Source organism: Arcobacter iocasae (assembly GCF_042214795.1).
GTDB lineage: Bacteria > Campylobacterota > Campylobacteria > Campylobacterales > Arcobacteraceae > Arcobacter > Arcobacter iocasae.
Window position 1 is genome coordinate 187,484 of record NZ_CP090177.1, and the last position, 16,328, is coordinate 203,811.

Genomic DNA, 16,328 nt, shown 5'->3' on the forward strand with positions numbered 1-16,328 from the left:
ACTATCCTCTAAATCTTAATTTATCAGGCTTAATACCAAGCTTTGAAATATTACTCTCAAGTTCTAGTGTAAACTTATCATCACTAATATTTGGAGAATATACAGTTATATACTCACACTCCTTTTTATCTTTAAGTGCATCTACTAAGTCATCAGATGCTATATCACCAAGTATGAATGCTACATTTGAAGCAAGATAAAGCTTATCTTTTATAAGTTCTTCATGTTTTGCACTAAGAAGTAATGCTTCTGCTACAAATAGATTATAAAGTATCTCTTCATTTGTTTCTATATCAGGCTTTTCCATCATAGCTAATAAATCATCTTGACTTACTTCTTCTAATGATTTTTGATAGATTTTTTGTTTTTGATCTTCCACAATTTCAAAAGTTCTAAATCCTATATCACCTTGAGCCATTTGATTTCCTGCTCTATCTATTCTTTCTTTAGTGATATCAAAAATTGTATTATATCCCTCTTTTTTAGCAACACTTTTATCAGGTGTTTCTTCTGCCCATTGAACTGTAATAAATTTAATACCTTTATTTTCACTAGAATTTAACTCCATTACAGCATGTGCAGTTGTTCCACTTCCTCCAAAAAAGTCTAAAACAATACTGTCACTATTAACTCCTATAGTCATTAAATCACTAATTAATTTAACAGGCTTTGGATTATTAAAAGTATTTAATTCCATAACTTCATGATATTCACTTGTTGCCGTATCCGTTGTATAATCACTATCCAATAAAAAAGATTTCATTTTTACAGATTTCATATCACCATCATTTTCTAAATAAACTTTTTCAAAGATATCATATTCATCTCTTCTATCAACTTTTTTAACTTCTAATAAATGTGTCTTCTCTTTAAAAGTTTTTTTACCCCATCTCCATCGACCATCTGAACCATTAGATAACTTAGGAGTTATAATCTCTGGATTATCAAACTTATCTTTGTCTAATGTAATTTCGTCAGAATCAATATCATAATAAATTGGATAGTACATATTTGGTCTATCTTCTCTTTTTGAACCTGAACCTCTTTTTCTTAGTCCTTGCCTTCTATAAAACTTTTTATTAATAGGGTCTACATGCTTATAATCTTTTAATTGTTCTTCAGTTAAAGGAAGTCCATTTGCATTAAAACAATCAGATTTTTGATAACATAATATATATTCGTGTGCAGTTGCAATATTCTTTTTATCACTTCTACCTGCAATATTATTTACAGTAGCTAATTCACCTACAAAATTGTTTTCTCCGAAAATTTCATTGCATAAAATTTTTAATTGTGCAATCTCATTATCATCAATAGAAATACAAATTAAACCATCGTCTTTCAATAGATCAAAAGCTAATAAAAGTCTAGGATACATAAAGCTAAGCCATCCACTGTGTGTTTTAGCTCCTTGTATATTTTCTATATAATCTATGTACTCTTTATCATATCCAAGTTCTTCTAGTGTTTGTTCAGTTGAAGTTGTAAAATCATCATTATAAACAAACCCATCATTTTTAGTGTTATATGGTGGATCAATATAAATCATTTTAATAGATTCAAAATAGTTTTGTCTTAATATCTTTAATGCATCAAGATTATCACCCTTTATAAGAATATTTTCTGTCTTATCCCAATTTCTAGAGTCCTCTTTTAAAGGTTTTAATACTTTATAATTCTTTTCAAATGCTTTATGATAAGCCTCTTTTTTACCAACCCAATTAAGCCCATAACCATCTTCTTTTATTTCTGCTTTTGATGGATCTAAACTCATCTGCAATTTTTGTGGGTCAATTATATATTTGCCATCTTCATCTATACTCACGGCATGAGGAAATTGTTTTTTCAGCAATTCATAATTAACATCATTTATACTTTGTTCTTCTATCACGTTTTTCTTCTGACTCATTAACTTACACCTTTTATAAAGAAGATATTATATTTAAATTTTTGTTAGGGAGTGGTTAGGAATAATAATGTTCAAGGAACCTTTTATCATTCTCATCTACACCTACACTTCTACAATAGTCTCTTGTAATTCTATCTTCTTTAAAAGTCTTAAGATTTTTGTATAAAAACTTTTTAGTTAAATCATCTTTTGTATATTGAACACGGTATTGTTTCCAAGACATATCCATAAATGGACCCATTTCAATAATTGACAACCCTTCTTTTAATCTAAATGAACTATCAACATGTTTTCTAACTAATTGACAGATATAATTTGTTGCTCTTGTTAATTCAACAACTAAATCTTCTACTAATAAAACATGAAAAGTATATTGTTTTGACAACCTATCGTAAACATCTTGTTCATGCCATTTTAATTTATAGAATTTCTCTGTACAATACCACTCATCTGCTTTTTTCATATGCTCTTTAAATAAATTTAAAAAGTCCTGTAAAATTAATCTAAAATTTTCAAAAGCATTTTCAAGTTCAGTATATCTATTTGACCAAATTCTTGAAAATAGCCACTCTCTTAGTTCATCAAGTTTATTAAACTTTTCAACCGTAATACTTGGATCATCAGCAGACAATAAATAAGAAGTCCAATTTTTCCAATTATCTAAATCAATGCACTTCACCCATTGGTCAATATATGTAGCATATAATTCATCATCTTTTTGTTTTTCTGTATCAAATGAAAGTTGACTTCTAATCCATACTTCATGATTATGTTTGATTTGATGTAATTTTTCAACTGTATAAGCTTCAGGGTTATCATCAATAATTTTATGATGATTTCTACACATTAATACTAAATTATTATACTTGTCCAATTTTTCTTTATCAAAATCCTTATCACCTCTAGGACCTTTTGGTTTTCTAGCTACAATATGACATTCTTCTCCTATAAGTGAGTCATCATCTGTTTCTGATATATCCATAACAAGTTCTATTCTACAATCAGGCATAGCACATCTATTACCAGATCTACCCCATAACATTTTATGTGTTTTTAGTTCTACTCCCATGCAATTACCTTTAAATTAAACTTTTAACTTCAGTATATAAACTTTTCAATTCAACAATATCCATATCTAATAGTGGTTCATACATAAAAGAATTTAGATGAATATTTTCAGGAGTCATAATATTTACACTATCCAATAATCTTATTTTGTCTAATTCTGAAGAGAAATCTGTAGAATACCTATTGTAAAGTACTCTAGTTTGAACACCGCTAATATTGTCTAAAAAAGTATTGTCATTAATTTTATTAATCATATATTTTTCTGCTTTTAATCTTATTGCAATAGCTAGAATAATTTTATTTTCTAAGTTAATATTATCATTTGAGATATTATTATCTGCAATATCAATAATTAAGTCATACACCTTATCAATGTCATTTATGCTGTTATTAAAATTATCTTTTCCTATATATTTCCGATAAATACCTTTTAATTTTCCAAAATCTATATCATAGATTGATTCAATTGTAAAGTCACCATTAACTTCATTATAGTTACTTTGTGATTGTCTTTTACCATCACTTTTATATTGTGTCTCATTTTTAATATGTAATAAATGTGTTAAAAGAATATAATCTTTTTTATCATCAATTCCATATTCTATTAAATTTCTCACAAATGGAATTAACGCTATTACATGTTTATTAATGTTTAAATTCTTTTTCCAATTAACGAATGGTTGATTTTGATAATATTCTTTCTCTATAATTATTTCATCATTTGATTTGATAGCATGAAACTTATTTTCTCTTGTTAAATTTAATCGTCCAGATATTGTCCTATAAAAATCAAAGTTATGTGATAAAATTAACAAATAAAAATTATCTTTTTCTGAAATATCTTTTAAATACTCTATGATTGCATATTTATTTCTATAATCAAAAGAGTCTGCAATATCATCAATTATAAATAATGTTTTTTGATTCTCTCTTTTTCGTTGTTCGATATCAAAGATTATATTCAATAAATATAATGCTCTTCGTTCTCCTTGACTTAACGTATTATGTTGTTCTAACTCATCTCTATTTAACCTAACCCAATCATTTTCTATACAATCATCAATATTTTCTTTATCGCAAAAGCTAAACACAACTTTTGGTAAACTTTCTCCTATTATAGAACTTGTTAAGTTTTCAATATCCATTTTAAAAGGCAAATCAAATCTTGCATTAAAAATATCAATAGCCTCTTTCCATGGCGTATCATTTATATCTAAGCTTTCAATATTCTCTTTTAATAATTGATACTTTTCTTTTAGGCTATTAAAATTCTCTTCATCATTTTTAAAATATGACAGCCAAAGTTTTTTTCTAAGATTTTCAATATTTTCTATTTTTAATTCCAATAATATATCAGGATACTTTTCTATAGTATCTTTTAAGACCATGCCTTTTGCATCGCTTAATAACTTTTCTATAGCTTTAAATTCTTCACTACTTTGTATTGCATCCTCAATTTCTTTTATCTTTCTATTTAATTCTGTTAAACTTGAAAAGTCTTGACCTAATCCTAATGAGATCTTATTTTCTTTTACAAAAAAATTATTTCCTTTAAGTTTTTTTTGAATTTCTTTTAATTTAGGTAATGTAAACTTTCCTTTTTCAAAAAAATCATACGTACCGTAAATTTCATCACTTTTTGTAATATACTCATCTATTTTAGTTTGAAATTGTTCAGATTTTATCTTTTTATTTAAAACTGACTCATCAAATATTATAGAATATTGTACATCTGTTAAATAGTTATTTTCTTCTGCTAATTCTAAGTCATCAAGGTTTTGTAAAATACTTTTTTCTTCAAAACCAAAATCTTTAATTATTGTTGGTTCTAATTCAAATATAGTTTTTCCTAATGAAGTTTTTGAAATTTTCAGTCCTGATTTTTTTTCTAAATTTTTTAAAATATTAGTGCGTAAAATAAGAACCTCTTCAAGTTGTTGCTTTATTGTGTCATTTACTAGTAATGAAGAAATACTATTAGATTCATAAGCTTGTTCAAAAGAATGAATTACAAATATATCTTCCTTATTTATATCATTGCCATCAACTTTTATATCTTTACTTACGGGTGTACTATTGAAGATTAAATCTTGAATCTCATCTTGTTTATTATCTTGGAATTTTTTAAACACTTTAGTAAAAGAAGTTTTCATCAAACCATTTTTTGCATATATTATATTTACATTAAATTCTGGTGTATAGTTAAATGCCTTTTGCAGTTTCTTTATACCATAGCAATTTTTTAATTTTATATCTAAAATATTCATTACCTATTCCCCTAAATCTTCACTTTTATTTTCTAAAACATCCATCATAGCAACATCTACTAAAACAGTATCTAACTCTTTTTTAGGTTTTATATTTGAAACTTTCTTTAACTTGATTACTTGTCCAACTAAATTACCTGGTCCCGTACTAAGCTTCTTAAATGCTTCATCATAACTTTTTCTAGCTTTACCAAGTCCTTCATCCACTTTTTTTAAATCGTCTACAAACCCTGTAAATTTCTTATATAATTCTTCTGCTCTTTTGTAAACATCTGCAATATTTTGTGCTTGTCTTTCATATCTCCAAGTATTCTCAACTGCTCTTAATGCAACTAAAAGTGTTGTAGGACTAACTAATATAATCTTTTGTTTAAAAGCTTCATCGTATAAATTTACATCATTATCTAGTGCTAAAAGTAAAGCTCCCTCAATTGGTACAAACATAAATATAAAGTCAAGACTATTCACATTTTGTAAATCTTCATACTTTTTATTTGCTAATCCCTTGATATGATCTTTTACAGATTTAATATGATTTTTAAGATATATTTGCTTAAGAGTATCATCTTCTTCTGCCATATAATCATTATAAGCTGTAAGTGATGTCTTCGCATCAATAATGATATGTCTATTATCTGGTAAATATACAATTACATCAGGTCTGAAAGGTTTATTTTCATCATCTTTTAAACTTACTTCTCTTTTAAACTCATGTCCTTCTCTTAAGCCAGAGCTTTCAAGTACTTTTTCAAGTACCATCTCACCCCATTTACCTTGCTTCTTACTATCACTTCTTAATGCATTTGTAAGATTATGAGCTTCTGCACTCATTTTTTGATTTAGTTCTTTTAGTGTTTTTAGTTCTGCAGAAAGGAGACTTCTATCTTTTGCTTCTTTATCATATACATCTTCAACTTTCTTTTTAAAATCTATAAGCTGTGCTTTCATAGGATTCAGAATCAATCCTAAGTCTTTTTGGTTTTGTTCACTAAATTTTTTACTATTATCAGTGAAAATTTTAGTTGCAAGATTTTCAAACTCTACTTTTAATTTTTCTTCACTATTTTGTAGAAGTTTCACTTTATCTTCCATAGCTTTATGTTGTTCTTCTAATTGAGTTTGAAGTTGAGATACTATACCTTTATCTTTATTCACCTGTATTTGTAGCTCTTCTTTATCATCTGATAAAGTATTGATTGTTTGCTTTAAATCATTGATATAAGACTCTTTATCAGTTAATGTTTTTTTAGTATTTTGCACACTCTCATTTACTTTTGTTTCTAGTTTAGATATCATTGACTTATAGTTTTTAATTTGCTCATTATAGTCTGAGTTAGTTACTTTTAAAGCTTGAGTTTCATCTTTTAACTCTTCTATTCTTTTATTTAAAGCTGCAGACTGTTTTGTATTATTTTCTTTTTGTTCTTCAAATGAAGTTTTATATTTTGATAAATCTTCTTTTAACTGTCCTATAGTAATAAACTTGTTTTCATTAGATTCTTTTAATTGTATATTTTCATTTTTTAAATCATCAACTCTTTCAGTTTGTGACTTTTCAAATGCATTATATTTATTTATCTGCTCATCGAGTAAAGCTTTTGTTTTTGTCAAATCTTCTTTAAATTGATTTGACTCTTGCTTTTTTTCCTCTAGCTGTTTAGAAGATTCATTGTATAAATCTTTTATATTATTTGAGTTATCAAGACTCACTGTCAATTCTGAGTTTTTTATCTCTAAATTTTGTTTATCTTTTGATACGTCTTTAATCTCAGTATTCTTATCTTTAACTGTTTTATAAAATAAGAATCCTCCTATAACTAATATAGCTGAGAACAATATTACCAGTACTTCAAAATTTTCCATTAATATCTCCTAATTATAAATTATCACATTATATTTTAAGTAAGTCACCTAACTAGGTAACTTACTTAAGTATTCTTGTTCAAGTGTGATTTTTCGATTTTTGATAAACTCAATAAGTTCCTTTAACTTTTCATCATCTTTTGTGTCAATATTTAAGTATCTAGTTTGACTCGAATAATCTTTTTTATAGTTCTTTTTTTTCATGATTTTATAAATATGATTAGGAATCAAAAAAGAATGTGACATGCAGTTCTTAAGCCTTGGAAGTATAGAGTTAAGATAAATATTTATCCCTGCTAAATCAAAATCTCCAAAATGAATATACTCTCCTTTAAAAGACTCAAGCCATTTATACTGATATGAAGTTTTAAATTCACTAAGAGATAAAAATACATATTGTTTATCTTTATTAAAAAGATGTTGATATTTATTTATAAACCAAACAACTTGAGGGTTTTCTACACCTACTAAAACTGTATCATTATCCAATTCTAACTTAGTACTATAATGAATAAATAAGCCTGTACCTGATATAGGATAAATATATTGTTTTTCTCCATTTAAAGTAACTTCTATCTTCTCAAATATACTAATCATAAGTCCATTAAAACTTTTAGATTCTATTCTTTTAGTATCTGAGAATTTTTCAGCGACTTCATCACGACTTTTTGATACTTCACTTTCTTCTGTAAAATAGTCTATATCCTCAATACAATTGATGTTATAACCATTTGATTTTATAACTGCAAATAAGGTATTTATATCTCTTAAATATATACATTGTGGCTTTCCATCAATTTCTATTGCATTACACTCAACAAGTGAATTTATAAGTTTTTGAGAGGATATCTCTTTTTTTAATATATATTCATCTTTTAAAAGTTTTTTGAGAGCTTCAAAATTTTTTGTATTAATATTTATTACCATTACCATTCATCCATAGCATCTTGCGCATCTATAAGACTTAGCTCAACATGACTTGAACTTTCTCTTGTTCCCATATATATCCTAGGGTATGCATCAATAATATCATCATCATTTGCAGCAGTTCCATTGATAAATACAAAATCTAATAATTTTGCATAATTCATAAGTTCGGTAAAATAATCTGCAGATATCTGACCAATTTCATCAATAATACAATGATATTTTATCTTCTCACTATTGGCAAATTTTTTTGTAACCATACGCAATAATGTTATATAAATAATTGCTTTTACCATTATAGATGTTCCATTACTACCTATATTATCTAATGTAGCAATACCTTTTGTAACCTGGTCGTTTTCACTTACATCAAAAGTTAATGTACTTATATCTGAAACCGTAATACTCTTTTTAAATGTTTTTTCTAATATTATTTGTAAATCTTGGGCTATTTTTACTAATTCATCTTTTACGGATTCTGATCTTTCACTATTCTCATAACCAATAAGCATATTAGCACTTAACATATCACCTATGTTTTCAATTCTACTAACAATTTCATCATTACCTGTATTTCTAAAATTTAACTTGATAAAATCAATCACCGTAATATTTGTAATACCATCGTTAATAGTTGAATTAATTTTAATAACATCTTTTACAATACTATCAAATGTACCTTTGATATGGGATATTTTACTAACAGCATCATTTATAGTTTCAATTAGAATATGTAACTGTAAGCTTGTTCCTTCAATATCAAATTTTGTTTTAATAAAGTCTGCATATGATTTTGCAATTACAATATACTGTTCGATATTATCATCGAAACTATTTATATCAGATTTTGATTTGAGCTTCATCATATTATCACTAGGAATGTCATCAACAATTCTTCTAGTATCAAGTTTAATTGTTTTTTCTTTTTCATCTTGTTGCATTTCAAGAGTTTTGTATCTTTCAAAAAGAGTAATATTATGTTTAGAGTTCAATAGAGATATAACCTCTTCCTCAATATAAGAATCATAGTTTTTGTTAGTAGTTATTTCAAATTGAGATAATGTATTTTTAAAATCTTTAAATGATTTGGCATGAAATTTCCAAATATTTATAGAATCCTCTAATTGCTTTAACACATCACCAATAACCTTTAATTCTTTTTCATAATAGTCTTTATCCTCAGTTCTTTGTTTGTCTGTTTGAGCTAACTGATCTTTTAATAAAGGTATTTGATTATAATTAGGTAATACTTCATCATTATATCTTTTAACTAAACCTCTATTATCTTGAATTTCTTTTATAATTTTTGCTAATTGATTAATTGTCTTATTATAAGAATCAAGTTCATCAGTATCAATATTTTGACTTCTTTTAATTTCGTTATATATTTCATGTATCTTTTTATCTGACTCTTTGATAAGGTTTTCATATTTTTTATTTATTGCATTAATACTATTTTTACACTCAGATAATTGAGCATTTAAACCCTTTTCTTTCCCCTCATATTTTGCATTTATTTCTTGAATAAAAATATCTTTTTTATTTTTCTTAGTAGAGATATACTCTTTTAAAGCAGTTAACCTTTCGCTATCTTTTAGAAGTTGCTTCTTTGTTTCAATTATTCTTTTGTCATTTTCATCTTTAAGACGCACTTTTTCTTCACCTAATCTTCTTTGCTCATTAGTTATTTTTATCTCATAATCTTTAATTTGAGGGCTTAAGTCATAAATTTCTCTTGACTTTTCTTTTATTGATTTTTTAAATTTATTAGATGAAGATTTTAGATTATCTTCAAGTCTTTTATATCTTATCTTATGACTTGATACCAACTCATTTAGTTGTTTTTGAAGAGATGTTTTATTGTTTTCAAGGGTTTCTATATCATATTTACTCGCCATTGTTTCAATATCACCGTCAATCACTAAACCATAAAAATTATCATTGCTAGTTTCAAGTGAAAAATTAAAGTTTTTTTCTTCAAATAAAATTTCATCATTTGCTATAGCTAAAATCTTTCTTTTATTTGGAACTTCATTTTTATTTAGAAAACCAAAAAGGTTTTTTTTCCCAATGTCTAATTTTCTATTAACTAAATCTATCTTCTCTTTTAGCTTACTTTTCTTATCGTTATATTGACTAACTTCTTCTTGAATTTTTTTATTAAGCTCTTCAAAACTAGCATCCCTTTGTTTTTCAAGTTCTAACTTTTCAGTCTCCAATACTTTTGTATTTGATTCAATCGAATCTTTTAAAGCAATTAATCTATTAACCTCTTTTTCAGATTTTAGAAAAGCATTACTCTCTAATTTTTGAGATGGTAATAGTCTTAATGTAGTCTCATCTTCTGATATTTTTTTATCTAATTGATTATACTCAGTTGTTTTTAGTTCTATTTCTTCGTCAAATGCATTTATACTATCATTAACTTCAAACTCTTTATCCTTTGATAATTGTAGTACTTCTTCTGCAAGATGTTCTTTTTTTTCTTCTAGTTGTGTTTTTTCTTGTTCTTTCTTGCTATTTAAAGAAATTCTTTCTTTTTGTTTTTCTCTTTCCTCTTTAATATCAAGTTCTTCAATGCTACTAGAAATTGCAGCTATTTTGATTTCTAGATTTTTTTTCTGTTCTTCATATTTATTTTGTTTACTGTCTTCTTCTATTAATCTTTCAATTTTATATTCACCAATAAATTTATTGTAGGTAGTTTCATTGCTTTTTATAGTTTTATTAAGTTCTGCAATTTGGTCGTTATAATTAGTAGACTTCTTATTCCATTCATTTAATAGTTTTTCACTTTTTTCAGTCTCTATTTTTTCTTGTACAGAGAAATCAAGCTGTTTTGTTTCTATTACCTCACTTATTCTATCTTTATTATAAGATATTGTTTCAAGCTCAAAAACAGTTTTATCTATTTCATTACATAATGCTTTGTAAGAAATAATAATCTCATCAAGTTCTAGTATTTTATCTCTTCTATTTTTTATCAATTCAAAATGTTCTACATTTCTCAAGGCTTCATCTAACTTATGTTTAAAACTTGATATATCTAAAGAATACTCTTTTTCTCCAATTAAAGAAATAAGCATATCTTTAATACCTCTATCTCTAACTGAAGAATTTGAATATATATTAAATAGATATTTACCAAATAAACTTGCAGACTCTTCACTATCATATAGTGAAAAATCTAACTCAGGTTTATCTTTATTGGGTAACATTTTATAGCTTTTTCTACACATCATTTTTCTAAAAGTAGGAACTGTTTCACTTTTATAATATTTCAAGCCATATTTTAAACAATTTGACAAAATCTCTTTTAGATTTAAACTTCGATTGTTCTCATCAAGATATAAAATACTTATGTCTTCTTGAAAATTATGGATATTTATAAAAATATGTTTTATTGATTTTCCATCTTCTTTACTTAATAAAAGAAGATTCTTCCCTATTTTATTTTCATAAATATAAATCAAATGAGAGAAACTACCTTCAATATGCCAGTCATAAAAAGTTTTCTCTTTTGGTATAGGTCTTGTTTTAAACTTATCCATTGTATAGAAGTAGCATATTGCACTCATAACAGTTGTTTTACCTACACCAGAACTACCAAGTAGTAAAGTAAAATCATCAATGATTATTCTTTCATGAGGGAAGTGTCCACTATTTATAAACCTTAACTCTTTTAAGCCTAATTGATTATAACTCATATTCAACGTCCTCAATAATATCTTCTACAAATTTAAATGATCTTAGTATTAAAAACTCTTCTTCTCTATTACCAATACTTTCAGCAAAACCATCACTTTTTAATCTTGTGATAATTGAATCTATAGCTTCACGATTTGTTGATCTTTTCTTTAAAAAACTCATTTTATCAATCATTGCTTTTAATTCTATATCTCCATTCAATCTTGTTTCCATATCACTTGCACTGTACGGTCCAGCATCAGAAGAACTTATATCACTATTTAATAATTTTAAAAACCTATATATATCTATATAATCTACGTATCCATTAGAATAAGGCTTAGGAATATTTTCATATATATCAATAATAAAATAAAAAAAGCCTGTATCTGATCTTAGTGTATAACCTAGGATGCTATAATAATCTTTTACATCTTGCTTATATTGATATATAAAATTATACGCTTCCTTAATTTTATAATCTGAACTATTTTCATTAATGAATTTACCATTTACTCTACACTCTTCAATTACTTGAAAAATATCTTTGTACTCTTGTAATTGCAATAAATCCAATTTATCCCCTTTTTATAATATGTGGTAATCTAATACCTTTATGCTCTATAATATCCTCTTTAGATATTGATAAAAATTTGTTATACTGTAAAGTAAGCCTAATAAAAATTGATAAAAATTGTTTTTTATCTAAATCTTTCTGTTTTAAAAATGATGCAAGATCTAAATCCTGTTTAATGAAACTTTTGTAAACTTTTTTTGTACTTAATATAACTTTTGTTTTTGATACTTTTTTATCTTTAGATTTTACTGGACTAGGTCTTTCTTCACTCTTTTCATTTCTGCTATCTTTTGATTTATGGTTTTCTTTTGCAATACTCACAATTGATTCGATTAATACTTCGTCATTCATATATTGTGGTCTTACTTTTATAGAATCAGCAACATTTTCTAACCTTGTTAAGACTGATTCAATATTGCTTTTTTCAAATAACTCTCCATTTACTTTCATCTTATATAAATGATTTAATTTCTCTATCTTTTTTGCTTCTTTTTCAATGTGCATTAAATATTTTGACAGTTCATTCAATGTTTTTCTTATGTTCTCTCTCACATCATGTATATAATGAGCCAATTGATTAATATGGAAAGAAATTGATTCATTACCAAGTTCATCTATAAAATATGACTTATACTCTATTAGAAATTTATCAGTATTACTAACAGCTTCAGATAATGCTGTTAAATCAGCTTTACAATCATATAGATTTACTTTTTTAACTTCAAAATTTGTTTCTGCTTTAAACTTCATCTCTTTTTCATTAAGTGATTCTATTACTCTATAAATTATCTTTTTAATACTTCTTAATGTAGAGTTTATTCTTTTTATTTCATTTGAATAAAATTGATTATCTTTTCTTTTAATATTAATATCACGAATTAGCTTCTTAATGTTTTTTTGTTTTTCCTCAATATCTTTGATATTTACATCTGTATAAGTTTTTAAATGAGCGTTATAATCATCACTAAGTAATAAAGAGTAAGAATACTCATCATAGTCAAATACATTGAAATCGATAAGCTTTTCAATAATTAAAGACAAATCTTTATTTTTTTTAATATCATAATATGGCATATTCTCAACATATTCAATACTACCTTTAAAATGAGCATCAATAATCGCTTCTTTTGCTTCATTTTGTGCTTTAATAAATTCTTTTGGGTTAATATTAGCTATCATTCACATTTATCCTTTTACATTACTCAAGTACTATAGTCCAGAAACTACTGATACAAAATCTTTTTCCAAACTAGGATTATCCGTCCACATAACAGTTTTATTTAGTTTGACTAACTCATTAATAAAATCTGATATATTATCACTTGAACCATCAATATATAAGTAAAGTTTTCGTAATGTTTTATCTTGTGGTGTTTTATGTGAAGGTAGTGTATTAACACCATATAGATAGATTTTATTTGCCTCATCAACTAATTTCTTCCTTTTTTTTAAGTCAATTTCTTTAAAATTGTCTTTTAGTATTTTAACTTTATCTTTTCTCTGAATCTTTTTTGGAATTTGAGAGTTTAAAACGTTAAGAAACTGTTCAAAATCAAATGAATTACCTGTTCCTTTTTGTAATTGAAGTTCATCAATAATTTTCCTTTTATCAGTTTCAGTTATAAAAACTTTAAAAACATTTTTGTATGGATTTCCATAAAGCTTTAATTCCCCCATATACCTAATATTTCGACAATAAAAGAATAAAAAATTTTCAAAACCTTTCTTTTTATCATAATCAAAGAAAGCCATAAAAACAAATTTTCCATTACCATTATTAATTTGAAAAGCCAATGTTGTTTCATTATTTTTAACATTATCGCTAAAAATTTCACTAAGTCCAGTAAAATTAAATTCTGTGCTACTACTATTCATTATAATTCCTTTTGATTAAGAGACACACATGCCATACTTAGGTAATATATTATTAATTAAATCAAATCTATGTGCTTTTAAAGCTACATGAAACAATCTCCAATCACTATCCATAAATTCATCTGAAAACTCAAACACATCTTCTTCTTGATCGACTGAATGTATTTGATTAATAGATTTATGTTTCCAAGAACCTTCACCTTTTCCAATGTATTCTAAATCAACTGGTCCAAAACTAAATTCACCATTACTAATAGATGATAACCACTTGTCATGTCGAACATTTTCATCATCACTTCTAAACGTTTCAAAATTCTTTTTTATTTGTTCTATATCACTAGGCAAAGTATCTTTCATAACACCACCATTATCAACGAGATATCTTCCAAGTTGTCCAATTAAATTATTACATGCAGACATAAATATTTCTAAATTATCTCTATTAACATTTTCTCCTAATCCATTAGTATAACTCCATTTTAAAAATGGCATATCTGGGCAAGTTAAAGCAGGTCCATGTCCCATAGGAAATTTTCTACTTAATGCCTTTGATTTTAATGAATCAAAAAAATCCATATCATAATTATGACATTCTAAATTTTTCACTTTGTTTACATTATGGACAACTCCAGCAAAGCCTTGATGTGCAAATGTATCAGCAAAAACATGCATAGTGATTCCTAATCTATGTAAACTATAAGGCTTATCTAAATCATTAATACATGCATCTAAGATATCATCAGCAACAGGACTATATGGTTTACAAATTAGTTTTCTAATGAAACTGCCAGCTACATATTCTCCAGAATGTTTGCCATCATTTCCTGGAAGAAAATGAAAAGGAACCCAAACTAAATGATTTTCATGTGCATTAAGATAATATTTCATATCATATACTTCCATTGTATGAGCAGAACTAATCCTACTAAACATTGCACCATTCGTAAATTCAATATTTCCTGAATTTGTTGCATCATCTACATATTGTGCAGCATGAGCAATTATATTTGCTTCCCTGTGTTCAAAACCAACCATTCTTGATAATACATACGTTAAAGTATGATGTCCGTCTATTTGCATAGTTATTCCTTTATGCACTCCAATAAGAGTTTCATTTATCAAAGTATAAAAAAACCTTAGGACAAAAACATGTCCCCTTACTTTAAATTTTCATACTTTTTTAAATTTTCTTTTATTAAAGTTCTTAATTTTTCAGGATAAACTACTTCTATATGAGGAATCCATTGCTGTACAACAGGAGCAATTTCCATTAAATGAGTGATCTCTATATCCATAATATAATCATCATGTTCATCTTTAAAAATATTTTGTGTTTGATTTAATTTCTTTCTAGAAAGAACTCTTCTAGCATCTTTTGATAATCTTAGTCGAACATTACTACTTTCTTCTAAATTAAAATATGCATTGATTGCATTATCAAGTCTATTTTTATAGTCATGACTTTCCAGCTTAAAATGAACATTAAGTAAATCAATATCTTTTAGACCACTAAAATGATATTTACAAAACTTCTTTTCATTTAAGTTGTAGCACAAAAGATACCAATATCTCTCTAGGTTAGCAATTTTAAGAGGTTGAACATGCTTAGGATATTTTTCAGAGTAGTAATTAAATTTTATCTCAACTACTTTTTCAATAGCTTCTTTTATTAAGTAAAACTCTTTTTTATACTTCACCATTATATTTTCAATGGAAGACTGCTTGAAAATAACATGTGATGCTTTTTCATTTAAAACTTCAAACATATCAATTGCCCTTGTATATAATACAGGGTTATCTTTCTCTACTTTTGTTAAAAGTGCATTTATAATCACTAAATCTTCTGGAGTATATGATCTAACATCCATTATAAAGTCTGGAACTATCCACTCTTTATCATATTCTATAGGAAATTCAAATAATGGAGATAATTGCTCAATATATCTTCTTACTTGTCTGTCACTTTTATTTAAATAATTTGCAACTTCTAATGTACTTATTTGCTCTTTTCTAAGAATTTTTTGTATTAAATATAAATGTGCATCAAATTGTGTAGTATCACTCATTTAAATTCTTTTCTTTAGTTTTTTAAATATTTTCATAATATAAAAGTATTAGTATTCTAAATACAATTTTTAATTATTTTATCTAAATA

The 16,328-nt window shown here is 25.9% G+C and carries 11 protein-coding genes; all 11 read right to left on the reverse strand.

Annotated features, from left to right (window positions below; genetic code table 11):
* Position 1 precedes the first annotated feature (1 nt).
* Positions 2-1,909 carry a site-specific DNA-methyltransferase gene (locus LXN10_RS00975; protein ID WP_375724100.1) on the reverse strand — a complete coding sequence of 636 codons (1,908 nt, stop codon included), beginning with the start codon at positions 1,907-1,909 and terminating at the stop codon, positions 2-4.
* Positions 1,910-1,964: 55 nt separating this feature from the next.
* On the reverse strand, positions 1,965-2,978 hold the full coding sequence (locus LXN10_RS00980) for an HNH endonuclease (protein WP_375724101.1): 1,014 nt from the start codon (positions 2,976-2,978) through the stop codon (positions 1,965-1,967).
* A gap of 10 nt (positions 2,979-2,988) precedes the next feature.
* Positions 2,989-5,244, reverse strand: coding sequence for a hypothetical protein (locus LXN10_RS00985; RefSeq protein WP_375724102.1), 2,256 nt, complete (start codon positions 5,242-5,244; stop codon positions 2,989-2,991).
* Between the two features lie 3 nt (positions 5,245-5,247).
* Positions 5,248-7,107, reverse strand: a complete 1,860-nt coding sequence (rmuC, locus tag LXN10_RS00990) for a DNA recombination protein RmuC (protein ID WP_375724103.1) — start codon at positions 7,105-7,107, stop codon at positions 5,248-5,250.
* 48 nt (positions 7,108-7,155) lie between these two features.
* Positions 7,156-8,034: a DUF7281 domain-containing protein gene (locus tag LXN10_RS00995; RefSeq protein WP_375724104.1), complete on the reverse strand. Its 879-nt coding sequence runs from the start codon at positions 8,032-8,034 to the stop codon at positions 7,156-7,158.
* Positions 8,034-11,741 carry an ATP-binding protein gene (locus LXN10_RS01000; RefSeq protein ID WP_375724105.1) on the reverse strand — a complete coding sequence of 1,236 codons (3,708 nt, stop codon included), beginning with the start codon at positions 11,739-11,741 and terminating at the stop codon, positions 8,034-8,036. Before LXN10_RS01000 ends, LXN10_RS00995 begins: the two co-directional genes overlap by 1 nt.
* The gene (locus tag LXN10_RS01005) at positions 11,731-12,297 is read right to left on the reverse strand and encodes a condensin complex protein MksE (RefSeq protein ID WP_375724106.1); all 567 of its coding nucleotides are present in this window, start codon (positions 12,295-12,297) and stop codon (positions 11,731-11,733) included. Before LXN10_RS01005 ends, LXN10_RS01000 begins: the two co-directional genes overlap by 11 nt.
* A gap of 1 nt (position 12,298) precedes the next feature.
* Positions 12,299-13,477 (reverse strand): hypothetical protein, encoded by a 1,179-nt coding sequence (locus LXN10_RS01010; protein ID WP_375724107.1) that lies wholly within the window; start codon positions 13,475-13,477, stop codon positions 12,299-12,301.
* A 30-nt stretch (positions 13,478-13,507) separates the two neighbouring features.
* Positions 13,508-14,173 (reverse strand): hypothetical protein, encoded by a 666-nt coding sequence (locus tag LXN10_RS01015; RefSeq protein ID WP_375724108.1) that lies wholly within the window; start codon positions 14,171-14,173, stop codon positions 13,508-13,510.
* Positions 14,174-14,188: 15 nt separating this feature from the next.
* A complete protein-coding gene (locus tag LXN10_RS01020) occupies positions 14,189-15,253 on the reverse strand; it encodes a DUF6765 family protein (protein ID WP_375724109.1) in 1,065 nt (354 codons plus the stop codon).
* A 77-nt stretch (positions 15,254-15,330) separates the two neighbouring features.
* Positions 15,331-16,239 (reverse strand): helix-turn-helix transcriptional regulator, encoded by a 909-nt coding sequence (locus LXN10_RS01025; protein WP_375724110.1) that lies wholly within the window; start codon positions 16,237-16,239, stop codon positions 15,331-15,333.
* Positions 16,240-16,328 lie beyond the last annotated feature (89 nt).

Excerpts from the sequence above, each read along its gene's own strand:
- LXN10_RS00975 (WP_375724100.1), bottom strand. The coding sequence starts at position 1,909 with ATGAGTCAGAAGAAAAACGTGATAGAAGAACAAAGTATAAATGATGTT.
- LXN10_RS00980 (WP_375724101.1), bottom strand. The coding sequence starts at position 2,978 with ATGGGAGTAGAACTAAAAACACATAAAATGTTATGGGGTAGATCTGGT.
- LXN10_RS00985 (WP_375724102.1), bottom strand. The coding sequence starts at position 5,244 with ATGAATATTTTAGATATAAAATTAAAAAATTGCTATGGTATAAAGAAA.
- rmuC (WP_375724103.1), bottom strand. The coding sequence starts at position 7,107 with ATGGAAAATTTTGAAGTACTGGTAATATTGTTCTCAGCTATATTAGTT.
- LXN10_RS00995 (WP_375724104.1), bottom strand. The coding sequence starts at position 8,034 with ATGGTAATAAATATTAATACAAAAAATTTTGAAGCTCTCAAAAAACTT.
- LXN10_RS01000 (WP_375724105.1), bottom strand. The coding sequence starts at position 11,741 with ATGAGTTATAATCAATTAGGCTTAAAAGAGTTAAGGTTTATAAATAGT.
- LXN10_RS01010 (WP_375724107.1), bottom strand. The coding sequence starts at position 13,477 with ATGATAGCTAATATTAACCCAAAAGAATTTATTAAAGCACAAAATGAA.
- LXN10_RS01015 (WP_375724108.1), bottom strand. The coding sequence starts at position 14,173 with ATGAATAGTAGTAGCACAGAATTTAATTTTACTGGACTTAGTGAAATT.
- LXN10_RS01020 (WP_375724109.1), bottom strand. The coding sequence starts at position 15,253 with ATGCAAATAGACGGACATCATACTTTAACGTATGTATTATCAAGAATG.
- LXN10_RS01025 (WP_375724110.1), bottom strand. The coding sequence starts at position 16,239 with ATGAGTGATACTACACAATTTGATGCACATTTATATTTAATACAAAAA.